This window comes from Streptosporangium sp. NPDC023615, assembly GCF_040640155.1.
Lineage (GTDB): Bacteria > Actinomycetota > Actinomycetes > Streptosporangiales > Streptosporangiaceae > Streptosporangium.
In genome coordinates, this window is record NZ_JBFABE010000048.1 from 38,269 (window position 1) to 60,136 (window position 21,868).

Here is a 21,868-nt window from a genome sequence, read left to right on the forward strand (position 1 = left end):
GGTCCGGACGTCAGGGAGTGATCACGCCGGAGCCGGGTTCCCAGTGGTAGAACTGCTGGGCCGACGCCTGCTGGATCGAGCCCCAGCGGCCCTCGAACGGCATGATGTGCTCGTCGAGCGCCTTGCTGATCTTCTGGAACAGCGGGCTGTCGTGGTGGCTCGTCACCGGCCCGGCCACCGGCTGCTCCGCCTCCACCATGTGGATGTAGATGTCGTGGAAGGTGAAGAGCTTGCGCCGCTTGACGCCGATGATGTGCGGCAGTTCCGTGGCGTCGGACTCGGCGAACAGGCGGGCGATCTCGGCCTCGCTGCCCGGCTTGAAGTGGGCGACGATGAGGGTGGTGTGCATGGGCTCTCCTGAGGTCGGGACCGTGCGGGCACGCGCGGTCGTCGGGACCGTGCGATCGTCGGGATCACGCGGGCACGCGGGCGATCGAGTACTCGAAGACGTTCTCCTGGCGGACGGTGCCGTCGTCGCGCACCGCCGGCGCGAAGGCGGTGTCGAACAGGTCCCGGACGGCGGGCTCGCCGAGCCGGGCGACCGCGAAGCGGAGCAGCCCGGTCGAGCTCAGCGCCAGCCACGCCGCCTGCGGGCTCTCGTAGACGAACGGGCAGGAGACCTCACCGGTCCGTTCCGGCTCCAGCCCGGCGGCGCGCATGACCGCGCGGATCTGCTCGGGGGTGTTGGGCGCGTCTCCCTGGCTGCCGTGGGGCAGTTCGGGCAGCGCCATGACCACGGAGAACAGGAACGCGGTCGTCTCGCATCTGGAGGGCTCGCCCCAGCCTCCGACGCAGACCACGCCGCCCGGCTTGGCCGCGCGGGCGAACCCGGCGACCGTGGCCACCGGGTCCGCCGCGTAACGCAGGGCGTTGTACGCCATGACCACGTCGAAGGCACACTCGTCGAAGGGCAGGCGGTCGAGGTGCCCGGTGCGCAGCTCGACGGCCGCGGGCACCCGCCGGCGGGCGATGCGCAGCAGTTCCGGCGAGGCGTCCAGCCCGCTGACCGTCGCGCCCCGTCCGGCGGCGATCGCCAGGGCCAGGCCGGAGCCGCAGCCCACGTCCAGGACGGTCGTGCCGGGTCCGACGTTCATCTCGCTCAGCGCCGCCTCGAACAGCGGCGTGCACTGCGCCTCCTGGATCTCCGCCCAGTCGTTGGCCTGCTCGTCCCAGAGGCCGTCCTCTGTCTCCAGGGGTTGTGATGCCGGCGATGGGGTCACGAGGCTTCCTCTCCTTGGTCGGGCGTGCCGTGCCGGGCGTCCATGGGGTCAGATGTCCACGCTGATGTCATAGGTGGCGATCCAGGTGTTCATCTGCAGCGTGTTGTCGAGGAGGTTGCGCTCCATGCGCCCGGCGGGGCCGTTGCCGTCCGCCCTCACCCGGGCCCTGTCCTTGGCGAGGAACGAGTGGATGGGCGATCCCGGGTCGTCGAGGATGGCGCCGAGTTCCCTGTTGGCCGCCTGGTCGTAGGCGGGGTTCTGGGTGGAGGGGTAGGGGCTCTTGCGCCGTTCGAGGACCGACTGCGGGAGCAGGTCGGCGGCGGCCGCCCGCAGCAGGCTCTTCTCCCGCCCGTCGTGGGTCTTCATCGACCAGGGGACGTTGAAGACGTACTCGACGAGCCGGTGGTCGCAGAAGGGCACGCGCACCTCCAGCCCGCAGGCCATGCTGGTGCGGTCCTTGCGGTCCAGCATGAGCTGCAGGAAGCGGGTGAGGTGCAGGTGGCTGATCTCGCGCATCCGGCGCTCCAGACCGCTCTCCCCCTCCAGGCGCGGCACCTCGGCGATCGCCTCGTGGTAGCGGTCGGTGAGGTATCCCTGCAGGTCGAGCTTTTGCAGCAGGCCCAGGTCGAACAGCGCGGTGTGGTCCATCGCCCCGTACGCGGTCCACGGCAGGACCGGGGCGTTGACCACGTTCGGGTCGTGGAACCAGATGTAGCCGCCGAAGAGCTCGTCGGCGGACTCTCCCGACAGCGCGACCGTGGAGCGCTCGCTGATGGCCTTGAAGAGCAGGTACAGCGAGGCGTCCATGTCGCTGAGCCCGATCGGTATGTCGCGGGAGTTCAGCACCGCGCCGCGGGCCGCCGCCGAGGCCAGCTCCCTGGCGTCCAGGTCGATGTCGGTGTGGTCGGAGCCGACGTGGCGGGCCACCTCCGCGACGAACGGGGCGTCCATGGTGCCGCGCATGTCGTCGGCCGTGAACTCCTCGCCCTCGCCCACGAAGTTGACGGCGAAGGAGCGGGCCCTGTCGCCGCGCTCGCCGAGCTTCCTGGCCGCCAGGGCGGTGAGCACGCTGGAGTCGAGGCCGCCCGACAGCAGCACGCACAGCGGCACGTCGGAGACGAGCTGCCGGTCGACGATGTCCTCCAGCAGCCCGCGGACGGTGTCGACGGTGGTCTTCAGGTCGTCGGTGTGCGGGCGCGCCTCCAGCTTCCAGTAGCGCCTGGAGGTGCGGCCGTTCGCGCCGACCTTGACGATCTCGCCGGGGAGCACCTCGTACATGCCCTGGTAGACGGTCCTGCCGGGGATCCTGGTGAAGGTCAGGATCTCGCGGAGGCCGTCGAGGTCCATGGCGCGCCTGACGAGGGGGTTGGCCAGGATCGCCTTGGGCTCCGAGCCGAAGACGAGCCCGCCGGGGGTCGGGTAGTAGTAGAGCGGCTTGATGCCCAGGCGGTCGCGGACGAGCACCATCTCCTGCCGCGCGACGTCCCACACCCCGAACGCGAACATGCCGTTGAGGTGGTCCGCGCAGTTCTCGCCCCACTCCAGGTACGCCGCCAGCACCACCTCGGTGTCGCTGGCCGTGCGGAAGCGGTGGCCCCTGGTCTTGAGCTCCTCGCGCAGCTCGCGGTAGTTGTAGACCTCGCCGGAGTAGGTCAGGACGGCCAGGACGCGACCGTCCCGCTCGGCCGTCATCGGCTGGGTGCCGCCCTCGATGTCGATGACCGCGAGCCTGCGGTGACCGATGCCGACGTGGGTGTCGGCCCACACGCCCGCGTCGTCGGGGCCACGGCACGCCATGGTGTCGGCCATCTCGCGCAGCAGCCGCAGCTCCGCGGTGAGATCACGTTCGAAGTCCACCCATCCGGTTATGCCGCACATGCTCGGTTCTCCTTCGGTGGTAGGTGGTGGGGGTGGGCGCTCATCGGCCGAAACCGACGGGCAGTTTGTACGGTCCTCGGAAGGTGGGCATGACCGAACGCTCGATCTTGTCGGTCAGCAGCCGCGGGGAGGGGACGCGCTCGACGAACGCCTGCACCGCCACGTCGTGGACGAGCTGTCCCAGCCGGCCGCCGAGGCAGTAGTGGACGCCGTGGCCGAAGGCGATGTGCTTCACCCCGGTCCGGTCGAGGTCGAGCCGGTCGGGGTCGGCGAACTCCTCGGGGTCGCGGTGGGCCGCGCCGATCCACACGAAGACCTCCTGGCCCGTCTCCAGCTCGTGCCCGCCCAGCTCGAACGGCTCGCGCACGCGCCGCTTCGTGAGCTGGATGGAGGCGTCGTAGCGCATCAACTCGGCGGTCGCGGCGGGGACGGCGGCCGGGTCGGCCCTGAGGCGCTCGTAGGCCTCGGGGTGGCGCAGGAGGTGCAGCAGGGTGTTGCCGATCTGGTGGGCGGTGCTGATCTGGCCCGCGGTGAGGAGGAAGGCGAGGTTGCCGTGCAGCTCCTCGGCGTTGGCGAAGCCGCCGCCGGTGTAGTGGTCGGCCAGCGTCTGCACCAGGACCTCCTTCTGTCCCCCGGGGCCGGCCGCGCGCCGGTCGGCGATCTGCCGGGCGAAGAAGTCGGTGTACTCGGCGACCCCGCCGAGCAGTTTGCGGTGGTGCGAGCGGCTCAGCGGGCCGTCGTCGATGAGCAGGCCCAGGCTGAGCATCCACGACAGGTAGCGCTGGTCGTAGGCGGGGATGCCGAGCATCCCGGTGAGGCTGATGGCCGGCAGCGCGAAGGAGAAGCGGTCCATCGCGTCCATCTCGCCGGACTCGCCGTCGACGGCCGCGTCCAGCAGGGCGTGGGTGAGCTTGGTCACGTCCTCGCGCATGGCGTCGACCCGGCGGCGCAGGAACGGCCGGGTGAGGTGCTGGCGCAGCCGGGTGTGCTCGGGCGCGTCGCTCACGACGATCTGCTGGTCGATCGCGCGGTGCGCGGAGTCGAGCTCGGGGTCGCCGGGCAGCCGGTCGGGGCCCCAGTGCGGGCGCTTGGCCGACAGCCGGGGGTCCATGAGGGCGGTCTGGGCGGCGGCGTAGCCGGTGACCATCCAGGCACCCTCGTCGCCCATCGTGTCGTCCCAGTACACCGGGTCGGCCTCGCGCACCCGGCGGTACAGCGGGTACGGGTCGTCGATGTGCTCCTGGCGGTAGATGTCCGCCATCGTGACCTTCGCCATGAGCGTCTCCTCTCCTCCTGGCCGTCAGGTGCCGAGCTCGGGATCGTGCAGCGTGAGGACCGGCCGCGCGGTGCCGGCGTCCACGGCGACCCAGGTCCGTCCGGAGGCCCGGCCGGTGACGCCGGTGACGCCGATGACGAGGTCCGCCGGCGGGATGTCCGCGTGGACGGCGACGCGGGAGACGCGCAGCCGCCGGCCCCGGCCCGGGGCGGCCCCGACGATGTTCTCCACCGCGGCGACGGGCAGCCGGTGCGCGGGCACCATGTCGGCCGCCCACAGGTCGGCGGGCCAGCAGGGCGGCACGTCCCCGGCGGGGGCGCCGGCGGGGTCCACGCGCCATCGGGCCGCCGGGATCAGCGCCCCCCGCCGGCGCAGGCCCGGGTGGGCGGGCTCACCCGGCGGCGCGCCCGTCCCCTCGCCCTCCCCCGGCACGGGCAGGGCCGGCGTGGAGGGTTCCGGCGCGGAGAGGACCGGCGCGGAGAGGACCGGCGTGGGGAGGACCGGCGCGGAGGGTTCCCCTACGGGGAGGGCGGGTGCGGAGAGGCCCGGTTCGTCCGGCTCGCCGTAGCCCACGGTCATCCGCGCCACCACCGCGCCGTCCGACGGCCTGCGGAAGACCACCGAGGCGTTCCAGCGCCCCCCTCCGTCCCCGGCGCCCCCGGTCGTGCCTGTGTCCCCGGCGACGGTCTCCCTGTCCAGGACCAGCTCGCCGCCGTCCGTCGCCAGGGCGGCCAGGTCGACCTCGACGTCGCGCAGCTCGGACGGGATCCGGGGGGCGCCCTGTTCGGGCACCGTCCACTCCGCGGAACGCAGCGCGCTCTCCAGCAGCAGGCTCACCGGGAGCGCGGGCCTGTCGTCGACGAGGAAGTCGCCGAACGCGGGGACCGTGTCGGCGCCGAAGCGCACGCGCGTGACCAGCCGCTCGGGCGGCCGGTAGGCGATCGGCTCCCCCAGGTGGAAGATCCGCGGGTAGGCGGTGTCGAACCCGGGCAGCGGGTGCTCGACGACGAACTGCGCGGCCTGCACGGGACGCAGTGCCTGGCCGAGCCGGCCGAGGAACGTCACCTCCCCCGAGCCGGACACCAGCTCGCGGCACCACAGGTCCAGGCCCTGCGCGGGGTCCAGCGCCGTCATGTACCGCAGCGCGGCGTCGACGTTCGTGGACGCGCTCAGCCGCTGCCACAGCGGCCAGCAGGCGGTGATCGTCCGGAACGGGGCGGACCGGTCGGCCCACAGGCCGAGGCGCGCCAGCGCCTCGTTGCCCGCCGCGTAGTCCAGCTCGCCCGTCATCCCGCCCAGCCGCCCGGTGAGCGACCCGGCGTTGCAGAAGAAGGCCAGGTCGCGGTCGCGGACGGCGTCGAACAGGCGCAGGAAACCGGTCACCTTCACCGCCACCCCGGCCAGGACGTCCTGGTCGGCCTTGGCCGGGAGCCTGGCCGGCCGGTCCACGCCCGCGATGTAGACCACGCCGGTCAGCCGCGGTCCCAGCCCCGCCACCAGGGCGCGCACCGCGACCGGGTCGGTGAGGTCGCAGGCCTCGTAGCGGACGCGCAGCCCCTCACCGGCCGCCGCGCGCAGGTTGCGGCTCAGCTCCCGCTGCCGGGCCAGTCGCTCGATCCCGATCCGCGTCTCGCGCAGCGTCCCCTCGGCGGCGGCGCGGCGCATCAGGTCGCGGCGATAGGCGTCGAACCCGTCCTCGTCGAGGTCGAGCCACTCCTCGGTCCCGTCCGGCGCGGCCCGGCGGCCGGTGACGACGACCTCGCAGCCGTGCCGGCGGGCCAGCTCGACGGCCAGCGCGTGGCCGATGCCGACCCCGCCGCCGCAGACCAGGACGACGTCCCGCGGGCCCGGCCCGGCCGTGGCGGGCGGCGCCTGGCGGGCGCGCGGGACGAGCGTGTGACGTACGCCGCCGAGGTAGCCGACCTCGCAGAGCCCCCACCGGTACAGCTCGCGGGCCACGATGCCGGGCAGGTCGGGGCACTCGGGGTCGTCGACGTCGACGATTCGCGCGTTGACGTTGGGCAGCTCGCGGTGGAGCGTCTTGGCCAGGCCCGCCCAGATGCCGCCCAGCGGCTGGTGGGCGGGCGTCCGGCCGTAGCCCATGTGGCCCCCCTGGTAGGTGACGGCCAGGTAGCCGAGGCGGCGGCAGTCGCTCTCCCGCGCCCAGTCGTCGTAGCAGTGCCGGAGCGTGGCGAGCGTGCGCAGCAGCGGCTTCTCCCAGCTCACCGCGTCGACCGGGTCGAACGGGGCGGCCAGGGTCAGGTCCACGACGGCGTCCGGCACACCCGGGTCGCCGATCCGCCAGGGGACGGCGCCGAACCGGGCGAGTTCGGCGCTCACACGGTCGGCGGTCCGGTCCAGGCCGCCCACGACGGCGATCCGGCGGCCGGTCAGCTCCCGCGACGGGTGCGCGGGCAGGACCGGGGCCGGGGCCGGCTCCCAGACGTACCGGTGGACGGGGGTGGTGGCCGTCGCGCTCACGGGCCGGTCCGGGTGAGCCGGATGCGGATCCCGCGCGCGGGCCGCAGGGAGACCAGGCCGATCGGCGCGATCTGCTGGGCGGGGACGAGGCTGACACGGTACCGGCGCACGATCATGGCCACGGCGAACTGCATCTCCAGCAGCGCCATGGAGTAGCCGACGCAGCGCCGCGGCCCGCCGCCGAAGGGCAGGTAGGTGTACCGGGCCGGGCCCCGGCCCGCCGGGCAGAACCGCTCGGGGTCGAACGCCTCGGGGTTCTCCCACACGGCCGGGTCGCGGTGGGCGGCGTAGGGCGGGATGAGCAGGGTCGTCCCGGCCGGCACGTGGTAGCCGCCGATCACGTCGTCCTCGACCAGGTCGCGCGGGAACACCCAGATCGGCGGGTACAGCCGCAGCGACTCGTCGACCACCTGGCGCAGGTACGGCATCCGGGGCAGGTCCTCGGGCGTCGGCACGCGGTCCCCGAGCACCGAGCCGACCTCCTCCTCGAGCCTGCGGCGCACGTCGGAGTGCTGGGCGACGGAGTACAGCGTCCACGCCAGCGCGCAGCCGGTCGTCTCGTGCCCGGCCATGAACAGCGTCTTCAGCTCGGCCCTGATCTGCCGGTCCGTCCACGGGCGGCCGGTCTCCGCGTCGGTGGCCTTGAGCAGCGCGCTGACCAGGTCGTCGGGGTCGCCGCCACCGGCGCGGTGCAGCGCGATCACGTCGTCCATCACGCCGTTGAGCACGCCCTGGTAGTGCTTCAGCTCACGGCGGTACTTCGTCGGCACCCAGCTCGGCAGCATCTGGCTCACCTCGCCGGTGAGGATCATGGCCTTGAGCGAGAAGCGGACGGCCGGCGCCAGCTCCCGGTACCTGTCGCGCAGGTCGACGCCGAAGAGCATCCGGCTGAGCATCCCCATGGCCAGCCACATCATCTCGTCGACGAGCTCGACCTCCTCCCCCCTCTCGGCGGGACCGGCCCAGCGCTCGATCAGCTCCTCGACGCACGAGGTGAGCACCCCGGAGGCGCCGTTCAGCCAGGAACGCTGGAAGAACGGCTGGCTGACGTCGCGGCGGGCGCGCCACTCGGCGCCGTCCGTGGTGAGCATGCCGCGGCCCATGAACAGGTTGAAGCCCTGGTAGAAGCGTCCGCGCCGGTAGTTGCCGATGTTGTCCTGGAGGACGTGCTTGATGAAGTCGGGGCCGGTGAGCTGGTGGACGAGGTAGGGGCCGAGCCGGACCCGGGCGATGCCCCCGTACCCCTGAAGGTCGGTGAGCAGGCGCAGCGAGTCGCGTTTGAAGCTGCTCAGCGCGCCCATCAGGTGGCGGCCCTCGGGTCCCGGCGCGGTGGGTGCGGTCATCGTCACTGTCCTCCAGCGGCCGCGAGGGCCAGGTCGGGCGTGTGGAACACACCGGTGTCCACGCTGAGGTGGCCGAGCACGGTGGCGGAGACGTCCTTGATCTGGGCGACGACCGTGCCGTCCGGCCTGGCGGCCACGAACCGGTTCTCCACGGGGCCGTCCGTCGTGAAGGCGGGGCCCGCCGGTGTGGCGTAGAGCTCGATCGGCCCGGAGGCGGCCAGCGCCAGGTCGTTGGCCGGCTGGTAGAGGTCGATGCGGCGGATGGACAGCGGCGCCGCCACCGGTACCAGGTGCCCGTCCTGGAGGTGGAGCACCCCCAGGCGGGCCATGCCGTCCAGCAGCAGGCTCGGCATCGTGAACCGCGACCACACCGGGTCGTCCGGCCGTAGGTCGGGGGCGAACCGGGCCCGTTTGCCGCGCGGGTGGGACCGGGTTCCGGCCGTGGTCACGAAGGGTCCGGTGAGCAGTACGGGGGTGCCCTCGACGTGGTACGGGTCGGGCACGGGCACCTCGGCGGCGTCGTCGGGCCACGGCCGGACGCGCGGCGGGACGCCGAAGCGCCCGGCCAGCAGCACGCGCGCGCTGAAGTGGGTGGTGTCCCTGCTCAGCACGATCCCGCCGGGCGAGACGATGTCGGTCGCCAGCCGGACGTCGACGGTGACCAGGTCGGCCCCGGCGTGCGCGACGCGGGCGTGGATCCGCTTGGGCACGGGCGCCGCGTTCTCGAAGATCCGCAGGAAGCGCTCGAAGCGCAGGTCGGTGAAGCCGATGACGCGCAGGTCGGGCCGGAGGTCCAGGGCCGCCTCGGCGGCGATCTCGGTGATGAACGTCCCGGGCAGGGTGGGCTGTCCGTTGACCGTGTGGTGGCGCAGGTAGGCGTCGGCGGTCAGGTCGAACAGGCACTCGTACGTCACCGCTCCGGCCTCGCGGGCGACGAGGCGCCGCAGGTAGAAGGGCGGCTCGGGACGGGCTGGGGGGGCCGGGGCGGTGAGGGGCCGGGCGGTGAGGGGGGCGGGGTCCGCCTTCCCGGTCGTGCCGGTGAAGAAGCCGGGGTAGAACTCCTCGACCGTGCGCCGCTCGGCCTCACCCAGGTAGACCACGCTCGCCGCCGGGTCCGACGCGTGCATCTCGCGGACGAAGTGGTGGACGCCCTCGGCGGCCGTCATGGGCGTGTAGAAGCCGCGCCGCTCGTAGTAGTCGCTGACCAGCGGGGAGGCTCCCATGCCGACGCCGCCCCACAGCGTCCAGCCCAGCGTGACCTCCGCCGTCCCCGACACCGCGGCCTCGTAGGCGCCCGCGGTGGCGAGGAAGTCGTTGCCCGAGGCGTAGTCGGCCTCTCCCCGCTGGCCGAAGAAGCCGAGCAGCGAGCCGAAGCTGCACCACAGCCGTGGCGGGTGCCCGGCGAGGGCGCGCTTGAGGTTGCGGTGCGAGACCAGCTTGAGGTCGCGGACGGCGCGGAAGGTCGCCACGTCCTTGTCGGCCATCAGCGCCGACCCGTTGCGCCCCGCGGCGTTGACGAGCACGTCGATCTCCCGGCCGGTGGCCAGGATCGTGGCGATCGCCTCGCGTACCGCGTCCGCGTCGGTGACGTCGCAGGTCAGGTACCGGACCCGGTCCGGCCCGCAGTGCTCGACCATGGCGTCGATGTTGCGACGGGCGGCCCTGGCGTCGGCCATGCGGTCGTACTCCCGGCTGAACACCGCCACCGGGGTGCCCGGACGCGCCCTGAGCTGGGCACGCAGGTAGGTCTTGCGCCCGGCGGCGAAGTCCTCGTCGCCCTGCTCGAACACCTCGGGCGGGTAACCGTCGAGCGGGTTGCTCCCCAGGAGGTAGAGCGTGGGCCCGAACCGCTCGGCGAGCGCCTTCATCAGCTCGGCCGTGATCCCGCGCGCGCCGCCGACCGCGACGACCACCGACTCCTCCGAGAGCCGCGCCGCGTCCCCGACCCGCACCGGCCTCTCCACCAGCGTGTACGCGTGACGTTCCCCGTCCACGTCGAACACCACGGGCAGCGACCGCCGTCTGCGCGCCTCCTGCTCGGCGGCGCGCCGCGCCTCGGGCACGTCGCGCACACCGGTGGCGATCATGAACCGGTCCGTGTCCGGCGACTCCAGGTGGGCCACCTTCATGAGCCCGGAGAACAGGCCGGTGTACGGGTGCGGCACACCGTGCGGGAGCGCCCCGAGGAGCAGCGTCGTGACGGAGGCGTCCGGGCAGCGGCGCAGCGTCAGGAAGGCGAGGTCGTGCAGTGCCTCCAGGGTGGGAGCGCCCTCGGCGACGCAGCTCTCGGGCGGCGCGGAGGCGGTCAGGTCGGCCAGGACGCGCACGTGCGACGGGATCCGGCCGCCCAGGACGGCGTCGACCGCCTCCTCGGTGACCTCGGGGAGGTGGTACAGGCCGGGACGGGGGACGGCGGGGGGCGCGCAGGACAGGATCCTCGCGTCCGGCGGAAGTCCCTCCAGCCCCTCGGCGAGCTCCGGCCGGTCGACGAGTACCACGACGCCGCCGGGGAGGAAGGGGCGTGCGGGACCGATGGCGGGCGCGGGTGCGGGCGCCAGTTCGGAGACGTGCCGCAGCACCTGGACGGGCCTGCCGGGGGCGTGGTGCCCGGCGTCGGCGAACCCGGGCGCGAGTGGCTTCTCCGTCGACCGCGCGTACCAGTCCGGCGCGTCCGGGGTGACGGGTGTCAGGCTGACGGTGGGCGCCCCGGGCTCGCCGGAACAGGCGATGGTGGCGGGCAGGCCCTCGGTGTGCAGCGCGCGCAGGAGCGCCACGCCCCCCGACGCGCCCAGGTAGCGGGCGTGTTCGGGCGCGCCGGGTCCGCACTCCACGGTCACCGCGTCACCGGATTCGCGCTCCACGGTCACCGCGCCGCCGGGGCCGGTCTCCACCCAGCCGAGGACCGGCAGGCCCGCCTCGGCGGCCACGCGCTCGCGGGTGATCGCGAACATGAAGGCGCCCTCGGCGGCGACCGGCCGTCCCCGCGGGCCGAACTCCTCCGTCAGCAGGGGGAGCAGCTCGGGAAGGCTGTTGCCGTTGATGCCGCCCACCAGTGCCATGTCGACGCCGCCGGCGCGCAGGTAGCGGCAGGCGATGTCGAACGAGTGCAGGGTCGAGGCCAGACCGGCGTCGATCGTCAGGTTCGGGCCGTTGAGGTCGAAGTAGTTCGCCACCCGGGCGGAGATGACGTTGGGCATCATCCCGGGGAAGGAATCCTCGTTGGCGGGCGGGACCAGCCGTCCGGCGTCCTCGCGCAGTCCGTCCATCAGCGCCCGCAGGACCTCGGGCGGGAGGAGGGCGGGGTCGTCCGACAGGGTGTGGTCGATGCTGTCGAGGTAGCACCTGTTGGCGTACAGCATGCCCGCCCGGGTGGGGCCGAGGTGCCCGACGAGCACCGCGGTGCGCTCGGCCAGCGTCTCCCACGCACCGGCCAGCTCCGCCCGGAGCTGGTGACCGCATTCGAGGATCATGAGCTGGCAGCGGTCGATCGTACGCATGGTGCGCGGCGGCAGGCGTACCTTCCCGAAGTCCGGTACGGGGTAGATGTCGCCGAAGCCCTGGTCGGGAGCGGCGCCGTCGCCGCGCAGCCACGCCGTGACCGCCTCCCGGCCGGCCAGGCCGGGTACGTGCGCCGCCCAGCCGACGACGGCGATGCGGTCACGGACGGGGGACGGCGCGGTGAGCCTTCCCCCGTCGGGAAGGGCTTCCCCGGGAGAGAGGGGTCCCGCGGTGGGAAGCGGTCCGGGCGGGGCCGTCGCGGCGGGGGGTGACGCCTCGCTGATGACCAGGTGGGCGTTGGTGCCGCCGAAGCCGAACCCGGAGACCGCCACGGCGCGGCGGCGCCCGGCCGGCCACGGCCGCGCCTCGGTGGGGATGTAGAGGCCGGACTCCTCGATGCGGAAGTCCGCGGGTGGCGACGTGAAGCGGAACTGCGGCGCGATCGTCTCGTGGCGCAGGCCCAGCACGCCTTCGATCATGGAGACGACGCCCGCCGCCCACCCGGTGTGCCCGACCAGCGACTTGTTCGAGGTGACCGCGATCCGCCGGTCCCCGTGGTAGGCGCGCAGCGTGGTGAACTCGGCCAGGTCCCCCGCCGGGGTGCCGGTGGCGTGCGCGATGATCCAGTCCACGTCGTCCGGCCGGGCCCGTTCCATGGCCAGGGCCTGGCCGTCGGGGTTCGGCGCGTAGACCGCCTTGCCCTTGCCGTCGGAGGAGGTGCCGATCGTGTGGATGACGCCGAGGACGTCGTCGCCGTCGGCGCGGGCGCGGCTGAGGCGCTTCAGCACGACCACGGCCGCTCCGTCGGCGAAGATGACGCCGTCGGCCTCGGCGTCCAGGGCGCGTACCTCGCCGCGCTTGGACAGGCCCTGCAGCTTGGAGAACAGCACGGTGCCCCGGGGGCCCAGCGCGAAGGCGCCCCCGCACACCGCCACGTCGGCGTCGCCGCCGAGCAGCGCCTTGGCCTCGATGTCCACGGCGTAGAGCGAGGAGGAGCAGGCCGTGTCCACCATCTGCAGCCGGGTGTCCGGTGGAAGCACGCCCTCCATGGCCAGGCGTCCCACCCGGTACGGCAGGTACCGGGAGGGGTCGGCGGCGGAGCCGCGGCGGTAGCGGCGCGCGAGCCGTCCGCGCAGCTCGGTCAGGAGCGTGTCACGAGCCGGTCCGGTCAGGTCGAGGCCCGCGAGGAGCCGTTCGGCCCGGTCGGCGACCGCGGCCAGGACCCCGGCCTCCTCAAGGTGCTGGTTGCCGTCGGGCGTGTAGCCGATGCTGCAGGAGAACCTGTCGCCGGGCCGGGTGCTCACACCGCGCATGGCCTGGACCATCGAGTGGCGCAGCCACATCGTGGTGTGCTCGTGGTCCTCGGCGCTCTCCCCCTCCTCCAGGACGTCCGGGTCGGGGCGGAAGCCGGTGATGAAGACGCAGCGGTCCTGGTACGACTTGTCCTCGGCCGCCAGGTCGTCGGAGTGGAACTCGGCACGGGCCCACCGGTCGGGGGGCACCGGCACGAACAGCTCCTCGCCGCGGAGCCGGAGCTCCCAGTACTCCTCGGGGCTGTTCGCGCCGGCCACCGCGAGCCCCATGCCGACGATCGCGATCCCGTCCGGCTCGTCCTGCGCCGCGGTCTCCGCTTCGTCCTGCGGTACGACGGCCTCCGCCGGGGCCTCCGCGGGGATCTCGGCGGGGATCTCAGCGGGGATCTCAGCGAGGATCTCGGTGAGGGCCTCCGCGGGAACCTCGGCGAGTGCCTCCGCGGGAACCTCGGGCGGGGGCGAGAGCATGCTCGTCCCCAGCGAGAGACCGCCGTCGGCGAGCACGACCTGGCCGGTGACCCAGCGTGACCGGTCGCTCGCCAGGAACAGCACGACGTCGGCGAACTCCTCGGGGGTCCCCAGACGGCCCGCCGGGGTCGCGCGCCGGATGGCCTCCTGCATCCGCGCGGCGTCGGGGAACAGGTCGGCCACCTCGCTGACCAGCATGGCGGCGGAGGCGGTGTTGACCCGGACGTTGCGGGAGGCGTACTCGGCCGCCAGATACCTGGTCAGCGCCTCCATCGCGGCCTTGGCCGGGGCGCAGGCGAAATAGTTGGCCATGACGAACTGCGCGCCGCCCAGGGCGGAGACGTTGACGATCGACCCGCCCCCTCGCCGCTCCATCAGCGGCAGGGCATGCCGGGCGCACTCCAGCGCGCCCTTGACGTTGGTGTTCCAGCCCTTGTCCAGGTCCTCGCCGGTCACCTCGTCCAGCGGCAGCAGTGCCCCGGACGCGGCGTTGTTGACCAGGATGTCGAGGTGGCCGTGACGCTCGCGGATCGCCGCGAACATGCGCTCCACCTGCTCGGGCCGGGCCACCGACGCCCTGATCAGTTCCACGGAACAACCGGCCGCGAGGAGTTCGGCCTGGGTTCTTCTCGCCTCGTCGTGCGCGTGGAAGTAGTTCACGATGACGTGGGCGCCGCACTCCGCGAGCCGGGTCGCGATGGCCTTGCCGACATTTCTGGCGCCCCCGGTGACCAGCGCGACCTTGCCGTTCAGCATGTCCATGGATCAGCGCCCGGCCGCGCCGTGCTCGCCGAGCGTGGCCCGCACGTACCCGATGACCTTGTCCATCGTGGCGACCTCGTCCAGCCGGAAACTCCCGGACCTGGCGGGCAGGCCGTAGCGTTCGGACACCCGGGTGAGCAGTTCCACCTGTTTGACGGAGTCGATACCGAGCTCGGCCTCCAGGAGCACGTCGTCGGTGAACACCTCCACCGGGTACTCGAGGGCGTCGGCGTACAGGCGGCGCAGGTCGTCGCCGAGGTCGCCCGCCGGCGCGGTGACCGAGGCGGTGACCGGCGCGGTGACCGGCGCGGTGACCGAGGCCGGGACGGCGGCCGGCGCCGTGACCGAGGCGGCCGGGACAGCGGCCGGCGCGGTGGCCGGGGCGGGCGTGCCGTACTCGGCGAACTCCCGGCGGATGCGTTCGACGATGGCGCCGCCTCGATCGGCCCAGAACAGGGCGAACGCCTCGGCGTCCACACCGGGCAGCAGTCCCTCCGGGACGGCGGGCGCCGCCTCGATCGCGCCCAGGTCGCGCAGCCGGGACACGGCGTCCTCGATCGGGCGGCCCGCGTCGGTCAGGCCCGGCACGGCCGCGAAATCGGCCCCGTCGAGGTTGCGCCTGACCAGTTTGCTGACGGTCTCCAGGGCGCCGCACTCGACGAACACCCGTACCCCGTCGGCGTGGAGGGCGCGCACCGCGTCGGCGAAGCGCACCCGTTCCACGAAGTGACCCGCCAGCGCGGCGCCCATGTCCTCGCCCGGCTCGTAGTAGCGGCCGTAGATCGGCGAGTAGACCGGGGTGTGCGGGGCGCGGATCGGGATCGCCCGGACGGCGGCGGCGAACCGGGCGACCGCGGGCTCCAGGAGCGGGCAGTGGAAGGGGACACCGGCCGCGAGCCTGGCGGACGGCACCTTCACCGCGCCCGCGACCTCCCGCACGATGTCCATCGCGGCCGCCGACCCGGACAGCACCGTCTGCGTGGGGTGGTTCTCCGCCGCCACCGCGAGCGAGCCGTCGGCGACGAGGGCGGCGATCAGGCCGGCCCGTTCGGCGCCGGTGGAGAGCGCGGCCATGTACCCGCCGCGCAGTTCCAGCCCCTCCACCGCCCGGACCCGCTCCCAGATCACCCGGGCGCCGTCCGCGACGGTGTACGCGCCGGCGCACACGAGCGCCGCTATCTCCCCGAGGCTGTGCCCGGCCAGGACGTCGGGACGCCAGCCCGCGCGCTCGAGCACGCGGTGCACGGCCACGTCCACCCCGTAGATCGCCAACTGCGAGACCCACGGGTCGTCCGCCAGCAGCTCGCTCATGGTCGCGGGCTCGTCGCTGAGGACGATCGCCGACAGCTTGCGACCGGCCTCCGCCGCCGTGACCGCATCGATCTCCGCGAAGACGTCACCGATGTCCGGATGACGCTCCGCGGCGGCGAGCAGTGCCTTGCCGTCGAAGGCCCCCTGTCCAGGAAACAGTGCCGCTGTCTTCACTGCCCGACCCTCCATAGTGTGATCCACTTCCCTGGTCGCTCACGCTTGTCTGCCGGCCCTCGGCGGTCGCAGGATCAGGCAGGTGGTCGTGCCGTGCGCGCACAGGTCGCCGGACGCGTCCGTGACCCTGCACTCGGCGGTGGCGGTACGGCCGCCGAAATAGACGACCGAACCGTCGCACCGCAACGTCCCCGAACCGGCGGACACGTGACGGACGAAACTGCTCTTGATCTCCAGCGTCGAGTACAGGACGCCGGCCGGCAGCATCGTGTGCACCGCGCAGCCCATCACCGTGTCCATCAACGTGGTGAGCACACCCCCGTGCACGCCGCCGAACGGGTTGTACTGGTACTCGGCGGGTTCCATGACCCCGACCGCGTGGCCTTCCGCCACCTCGGTGAGACGGAAGTCCATCAGCGAGCACGCCGGTGGCGGCGGCAACCTGCCGTCGATGAGCGCGCGCAGGCAGTCGAGCCCGCTCATCGTCAGCCCTTCCCGGGCGAGGATGCCGGGGTCCTCCCAGGAGATGACGTGCCGGCGACCGCCTGCGGGCTCGACCACGACCTACCCTCCGTCTCTTGCGTGCTCTCGGTGGTGAAGATCAGCGGATCTTCTCCGCACCGCCGTCGATGACGTAGTCGCCGCCCGTGATGAAGCCCGCCGCGGGCGACGAGAGGAAGACGATCAGGTTGGCGACGTCCTCGGCCTTGCCCCAGCGGCCCAGGGCCACCTGCGCCAGCGCGGGGAGGTTGGCGATGAAGTCGTCGGTCTCGAAGCCGTAGGACTTGGCAAGACGGGGGGCGTACTCGTCCCACAGCGGCGTGCGGATCAGGCCGGCCGAGACCGTGTTCACCCGGATGCCCCTGGGCGCCAGTTCCTCGGCGAGCCCCTTGCCCAGCACGGTCACCGCCGCCTTGGAGGTGCCGTACCAGTGCGGGCCGGTGGAGGGCCAGCGGGCGACGCTGGAGGACAGGTTCACCACGGACTCGCGCAGGAGGTCCAGCAGGGTGCGGGTGACGCGTACCGTCGAGAAGAGGTTCAGCTCGAACGCCCGCTGCCAGGCGGCGTCGTCGATGTCGCCCAGGCTCGCGACCGGCAGGCCGGTCAGTCCGCCGACCAGGTTGACGAGGATGTCGACCTGGCCCAGCTCGGACTCGGCGGCCTGCCTGAGGCGCTCCACCCCTTCGGGAGCGGTGAGGTCGGCCTGCACCGTGAGGGCGCCGCTCTCCTTCAACGCGGGGCTGATCTCGATGTCGGCGCCCAGCACGGTGGCGCCCTCGGCGATCAGGGTGCGGACGACCTGACCGCCGATCCCACCGCCCGCCGCCGTGACCACCGCTTTTTTCCCGGAGAGCTGCAGATCCATTTCCCACTTCTCCTTTGGATCGGATCGGGTCGGTTGATGTACGTCAATGAGTCCGAGAAGTACGCCAGGCTCGAGCAAGAAAATATCTGATGGCAATAATTTGCCGGTCATTTGCGGCCCACGAGCCCTTCACCGCCCGCTCATCGGCCGCGATGACCCCTTCCACGATCGTTCGGCGATTTCACGGGAGGGTGCCGGCGATCAGGGGTTACCGCATCATTACCAGCCGTGCATAGGCTCCTGAAAGGTGTGTAATCTGCGCCACTTTCATCTATGCCGAAAGCACGATTCCGCTGGATTCTTAGGGGATTCATTGATGAATGGGCTGGAGAGCGGAATAACGAGTGGGCAGGCGCGGACGGACCTGATCGCCGTGGTCGGCGTCGCCTGCCGTCTCCCGAGGGCGGAGAGTCCGGGCGCGCTCTGGCGGGTCCTGCGGACCGGCTCCGGCGTCGTCGGGCCGGCACCGGCCGACCGGTGGGGCGAGGCGGCCGAGGCGGACACCGGACCTCGCCGCGGCGGGTTCCTGGACGACGTCGGCCATTTCGACGCGGGGTTCTTCGGCGTCTCGCCCCGCGAGGCGGTCACCATGGACCCCCAGCAGCGGATCGTGCTGGAACTGGTGTGGGAGGCGCTGGAGGACGCCCGGACCGTGCCGGAGGTCCTGCACGGCAGCCGGACGGGCGTGTTCGTCGGGTCGCTCCGCGACGACTACACCGCCCTGGTCTACCGGCACGGCAGGGCCGCGATCACTCCCGAGACGATGACGGGAACCAGCCGCGCCGTCATCGCCAACCGCGTCTCCTACCACCTGGGGCTGCGCGGTCCCAGCGTGACCGTGGACGCGGCGCAGTCGTCGTCGCTGGTGGCGGTCCATCTGGCCGCCGAGAGCATCCGGTCGGGTGAGTCGTCGGCGGCGATCGTCGCCGGGGTGAACCTGAACCTGCTCGCGGAGAGCGCGATGGTCGAGGAACGGTTCGGCGGGCTGTCCCCCGACGGGGAGTGCTACGTCTTCGACGCCAGGGCCAACGGGTTCGTCCGGGGCGAGGGCGGTGCCGCCGTCCTGCTCAAGCCCCTGCGGCGGGCGCTGGACGACGGCGACCGGGTGTACGGCGTGATCCGTGGCAGCGCCGTCAACAACGACGGCGCCACGCCGGGGCTGACCGTGCCCAGCGCCGAGGCCCAGGAGCGGGTGCTGCGGCAGGCGTACGAGCGGGCCGGGCTGTCGCCCGACGCGGTCCAGTACGTGGAACTGCACGGCACGGGCACGCCGGTCGGCGATCCGATCGAGGCGGCGGCGCTCGGCGCGGCCCTCGGCTCGGCCAGGCCGACGGACATGCCCCTCCTGGTCGGCTCGGTGAAGACGAACGTCGGGCACCTGGAGGGCGCCGCGGGCATCGTCGGGCTCCTCAAGGTGCTGCTCAGCCTGCACCACAGGGAGCTGCCGCCCAGCCGCAACTTCGCGACCCCCAACCCGAAGATCCCGCTGGCCGAGCTCAACCTGTCCGTGCACCGGGAGCTGACCCCGTGGCCGCGTCCGGAACTGCCGCTGGTGGCGGGGGTGAGCTCGTTCGGGATGGGCGGGACGAACTGCCACGTGGTCCTGGAGGAGGCGCCCCCCACGGATACCGTGTCCTCCGCCCCCGCCCCCGCCCCCTCCCGGCGACCGCGGGAGAACCGGGTCCTGCCGTGGGTGCTGTCGGCGCGGACCCCGGACGCGCTCCCCGGGCAGGCCGAACGCCTGCTGCGGACGGTGGAGGCGAGCGGCGCGCCGGACCCCGTGGACGTGGCGCATTCGCTGCTCGTCAGCCGGACCGCGTTCGGACATCGCGCCGTCGTCCTCGGCCGGGACGGCCGGGAGCTGGCGGCGGGACTGCGCGCGATCGCGCGAGGTGAGAGCGCGCCGAACGTGGTCCGCGGCACGGGCGTGAACCCCGCGGGCGAGCGGGTCGTCTTCGTGTTCCCCGGACAGGGCCACCAGTGGGCCGGCATGGCCGTGGAACTGCTGGACTCCGCGCCGGTGTTCGCCCGCCGGGTGGCCGAGTGCGAGCGGGCGCTCGCCGAGTACGTGGACTGGAGCCTGGAGGCCGTGCTCCGCGAGGCCCCCGGGGCTCCGTCGCTGGAGCGGGTGGACGTCGTCCAGCCGGTGCTCTTCGCGGTGATGGTCTCGCTGGCGGAGCTGTGGCGCTCGTACGGCGTGGAGCCCGCCGCGGTCGTGGGCCACTCCCAGGGGGAGATCGCGGCGGCGTGCGTCGCGGGCGCGCTCTCGCTCGGGGACGCGGCGCGGGTGGTGGCGCTGCGCTCCCAGGTGATCGCCTCCGCCGTCTCGGGTCGCGGCGGGATGGCCTCCGTGTCGCTGAGCAGCGAGGAGGCGTCCCGGCTGATCGAGCCCTGGAACGGCCGGCTGTCACTGGCCACCATCAACGGCCCGGCCTCCGTCGTGGTCTCGGGCGACGCCGACGCGCTCGACGAACTCCTGGAACGATGCGAGACGCAGGGGGTGCAGGCCCGGCGCGTGGCCGTCGACTACGCCTCGCACTCCACGCACGTCGAGGCGCTGCGCGACCGGCTGGCGGAGGTCCTCGGGGAACTCTCCCCGATGCCCGCGTCCGTGCCCTTCCACTCGACGGTGACCGCCACCCCGCTGGAGGGCCCCGAACTCGACGCCGGCTACTGGTACCGCAACCTCCGGCAGACGGTCCGGTTCGAGGAGACCGTCGCCGCCCTGCTGCGCGACGGTGACGCCCTCTTCGTGGAGATGTCGGCCCACCCCATGCTCCTGGCGGGCATCGAGCAGACGGCCGAGGCGCTCGACAGCGAGCACGGCGCGGCGATCGGCACACTGCGCCGCGACGAGGGCGGCCTGAGGGAGTTCCTCACCTCCGTGGCCGCCGCGCACACCCACGGCGTCCCCGTGGACTGGGCCGTCGACGGCGGGACGCTGACGGACCTGCCCACGTACGCCTTCCAGCGCCGGCCGTACTGGGTGGGCCAGGAGCCCCTGCCCGCCGCGAGCGCCGGAACCTCCTCGGCGCTGGCGCGCCGCCTGGCGGCGGCGGACCCGCGCGAGCGCCGCCGGGCCGTACTGGAACTGGTACGTTCACACGCCGCCACGATCCTCGGGCACGAGAGCCCGGACACCGTCGAGACCGACAGGACCTTCAAGGACCAGGGCTTCGACTCGCGCATGACGGTGGAGCTCAGGAACGCGCTGAACGCGGCGACCGCGCTGCGGCTGCCGACCTCGGTGCTGTTCGACCACCCCACGCCGGCCGCGCTGACCCGCCACCTGGAGACCCGGGTGACCGGCGTGCGGGAGGAGGTCGCACCGCCGCCCGCGCGCGTGACCGTACCGACCGGCGAGCCGATCGCCATCGTGGGGATGGCCTGCCGTTACCCCGGGGAGGTCAGGTCGCCCGAGGACCTGTGGGACCTCGTCGAGCGCGGGGCCGACGCCGTCTCCCCCTTCCCCGCCGACCGCGGCTGGAGGCACGACCTGTACGACCCCGACCCCGAGCACTCCGGTACGAGTTACGTGCGCCTCGGCGGTTTCCTGCATGACGCGCCGATGTTCGACGCGGACTTCTTCGGGATCTCGCCGCGCGAGGCGCTGGCCATGGACCCCCAGCAGCGCCTGCTGCTGGAGACCGCGTGGGAGGCGGTGGAGCGCGCGGGCATCGACCCCGGTTCGATCAGGGGGAGCCGCACGGGCGTGTTCGTCGGCGCGACCTCGCTGGAGTACGGCCCCCGCATGGACGACCCGGCCGACGGTGTCGAGGGGCACCTGCTCACGGGCACCACGACCAGCGTCATGTCGGGACGCATCGCCTACCAGCTCGGGCTCACCGGGCCCGCCCTCACGGTGGACACGGCCTGTTCCTCGTCGCTGGTCGCGCTGCACACGGCGATCGGCTCGCTCCGCTCGGGGGAGTCCACGCTCGCCCTGGCCGGCGGGGTGGCCGTGATGTCCACCCCCGGCATGTTCGTCGAGTTCTCCCGGCAGCGGGGCCTTGCGCCCGACGGCCGCTGCAAGGCGTTCTCGGCCGCGGCGGACGGTACGGCCTGGGCGGAGGGGGTCGGGCTCCTGGTGCTGGAGCGCCTGTCGGACGCCCGCCGCAACGGCCACCGGGTGCTGGCCGTGGTCCGCGGTTCGGCCGTCAACCAGGACGGTGCCTCCAACGGCCTGAGCGCACCCAACGGCCCCTCCCAGCAGCGGGTCATCCGCGCTGCCCTCGCCGACGCGGGTCTCACCGCGACGGAGGTGGACGCCGTCGAGGCGCACGGCACCGGTACGGCGCTGGGTGATCCCATCGAGGCCGAGGCCGTCATCGCCACCTACGGGACGGGGCGCGCGGAGGGACGCCCGGTCTTCCTCGGCTCGCTCAAGTCCAACATCGGGCACGCCCAGGCCGCCGCCGGCGTCGGTGGCGTGATCAAGATGGTGCAGGCGATGCGGCACGGCGTGCTGCCCAGGACGCTGCACGCGGAGCGGCCGACCGAGGGGGTGGACTGGTCCTCGGGTGCGGTGGAGCTGCTCACGGAGCCGCGCCGCTGGCCCGAATCCGACCGTCCGGCCCGCGCCGCCGTGTCGTCGTTCGGCATCAGCGGGACGAACGCGCATGTGATCCTGGAGCAGGCACCCGATGAGCAGGGCCCGGAGGGCGTGTCGCCGGACGAGGGTCCGGTGGCGTGGTTGCTGTCGGGCAAGACCCCCCAGGCCGTGCGCGACCAGGCCGCCCGGCTGGCCGCGCATCTGCGTGCTCAGCCCGAGGTGTCGA

Annotated in this window: 11 protein-coding genes; 1 reads left to right on the top strand and 10 read right to left on the bottom strand. The window is 73.1% G+C overall.

Going from position 1 to position 21,868, the window contains the following annotated elements; translation table 11 throughout:
* Positions 1-10 precede the first annotated feature (10 nt).
* The 10 genes from AB0G16_RS27415 to AB0G16_RS27460 form a co-directional block, all read right to left on the bottom strand.
* Positions 11-349, bottom strand: a complete 339-nt coding sequence (locus AB0G16_RS27415) for a TcmI family type II polyketide cyclase (RefSeq protein ID WP_362810835.1) — start codon at positions 347-349, stop codon at positions 11-13.
* 64 nt (positions 350-413) lie between these two features.
* Positions 414-1,220, bottom strand: coding sequence for a class I SAM-dependent methyltransferase (locus AB0G16_RS27420; RefSeq protein ID WP_362810838.1), 807 nt, complete (start codon positions 1,218-1,220; stop codon positions 414-416).
* A 48-nt stretch (positions 1,221-1,268) separates the two neighbouring features.
* Positions 1,269-3,098, bottom strand: coding sequence for an asparagine synthase (glutamine-hydrolyzing) (asnB, locus tag AB0G16_RS27425; protein ID WP_362810840.1), 1,830 nt, complete (start codon positions 3,096-3,098; stop codon positions 1,269-1,271).
* 40 nt (positions 3,099-3,138) lie between these two features.
* Positions 3,139-4,374: a cytochrome P450 gene (locus tag AB0G16_RS27430; protein WP_362810842.1), complete on the bottom strand. Its 1,236-nt coding sequence runs from the start codon at positions 4,372-4,374 to the stop codon at positions 3,139-3,141.
* A gap of 24 nt (positions 4,375-4,398) precedes the next feature.
* Entirely contained in the window at positions 4,399-6,855 is a 2,457-nt protein-coding gene (locus AB0G16_RS27435; protein WP_362810845.1) for a KR domain-containing protein, read from the bottom strand.
* Complete coding sequence (locus AB0G16_RS27440) at positions 6,852-8,198, bottom strand: cytochrome P450 (protein ID WP_362810848.1); 1,347 nt, start codon at positions 8,196-8,198, stop codon at positions 6,852-6,854. The genes AB0G16_RS27435 and AB0G16_RS27440 overlap by 4 nt, the downstream gene beginning before the upstream one ends.
* Before the next feature lie 2 nt (positions 8,199-8,200).
* Positions 8,201-14,239, bottom strand: a complete 6,039-nt coding sequence (locus AB0G16_RS27445) for an SDR family oxidoreductase (RefSeq protein ID WP_362810851.1) — start codon at positions 14,237-14,239, stop codon at positions 8,201-8,203.
* Between the two features lie 3 nt (positions 14,240-14,242).
* Complete coding sequence (locus AB0G16_RS27450; protein WP_362810854.1) at positions 14,243-15,724, bottom strand: acyltransferase domain-containing protein; 1,482 nt, start codon at positions 15,722-15,724, stop codon at positions 14,243-14,245.
* Between the two features lie 39 nt (positions 15,725-15,763).
* The gene (locus AB0G16_RS27455; RefSeq protein WP_362810857.1) at positions 15,764-16,285 is read right to left on the bottom strand and encodes a PaaI family thioesterase; all 522 of its coding nucleotides are present in this window, start codon (positions 16,283-16,285) and stop codon (positions 15,764-15,766) included.
* 40 nt (positions 16,286-16,325) lie between these two features.
* Positions 16,326-17,090, bottom strand: coding sequence for an SDR family oxidoreductase (locus AB0G16_RS27460; RefSeq protein ID WP_362810860.1), 765 nt, complete (start codon positions 17,088-17,090; stop codon positions 16,326-16,328).
* Between the two features lie 316 nt (positions 17,091-17,406).
* On the opposite strand from AB0G16_RS27460, the gene AB0G16_RS27465 reads away from it, so the two are divergent.
* The coding region (locus AB0G16_RS27465) for a beta-ketoacyl synthase N-terminal-like domain-containing protein (protein WP_362810863.1) at positions 17,407-21,868 on the top strand (4,462 nt) is incomplete at its 3' end.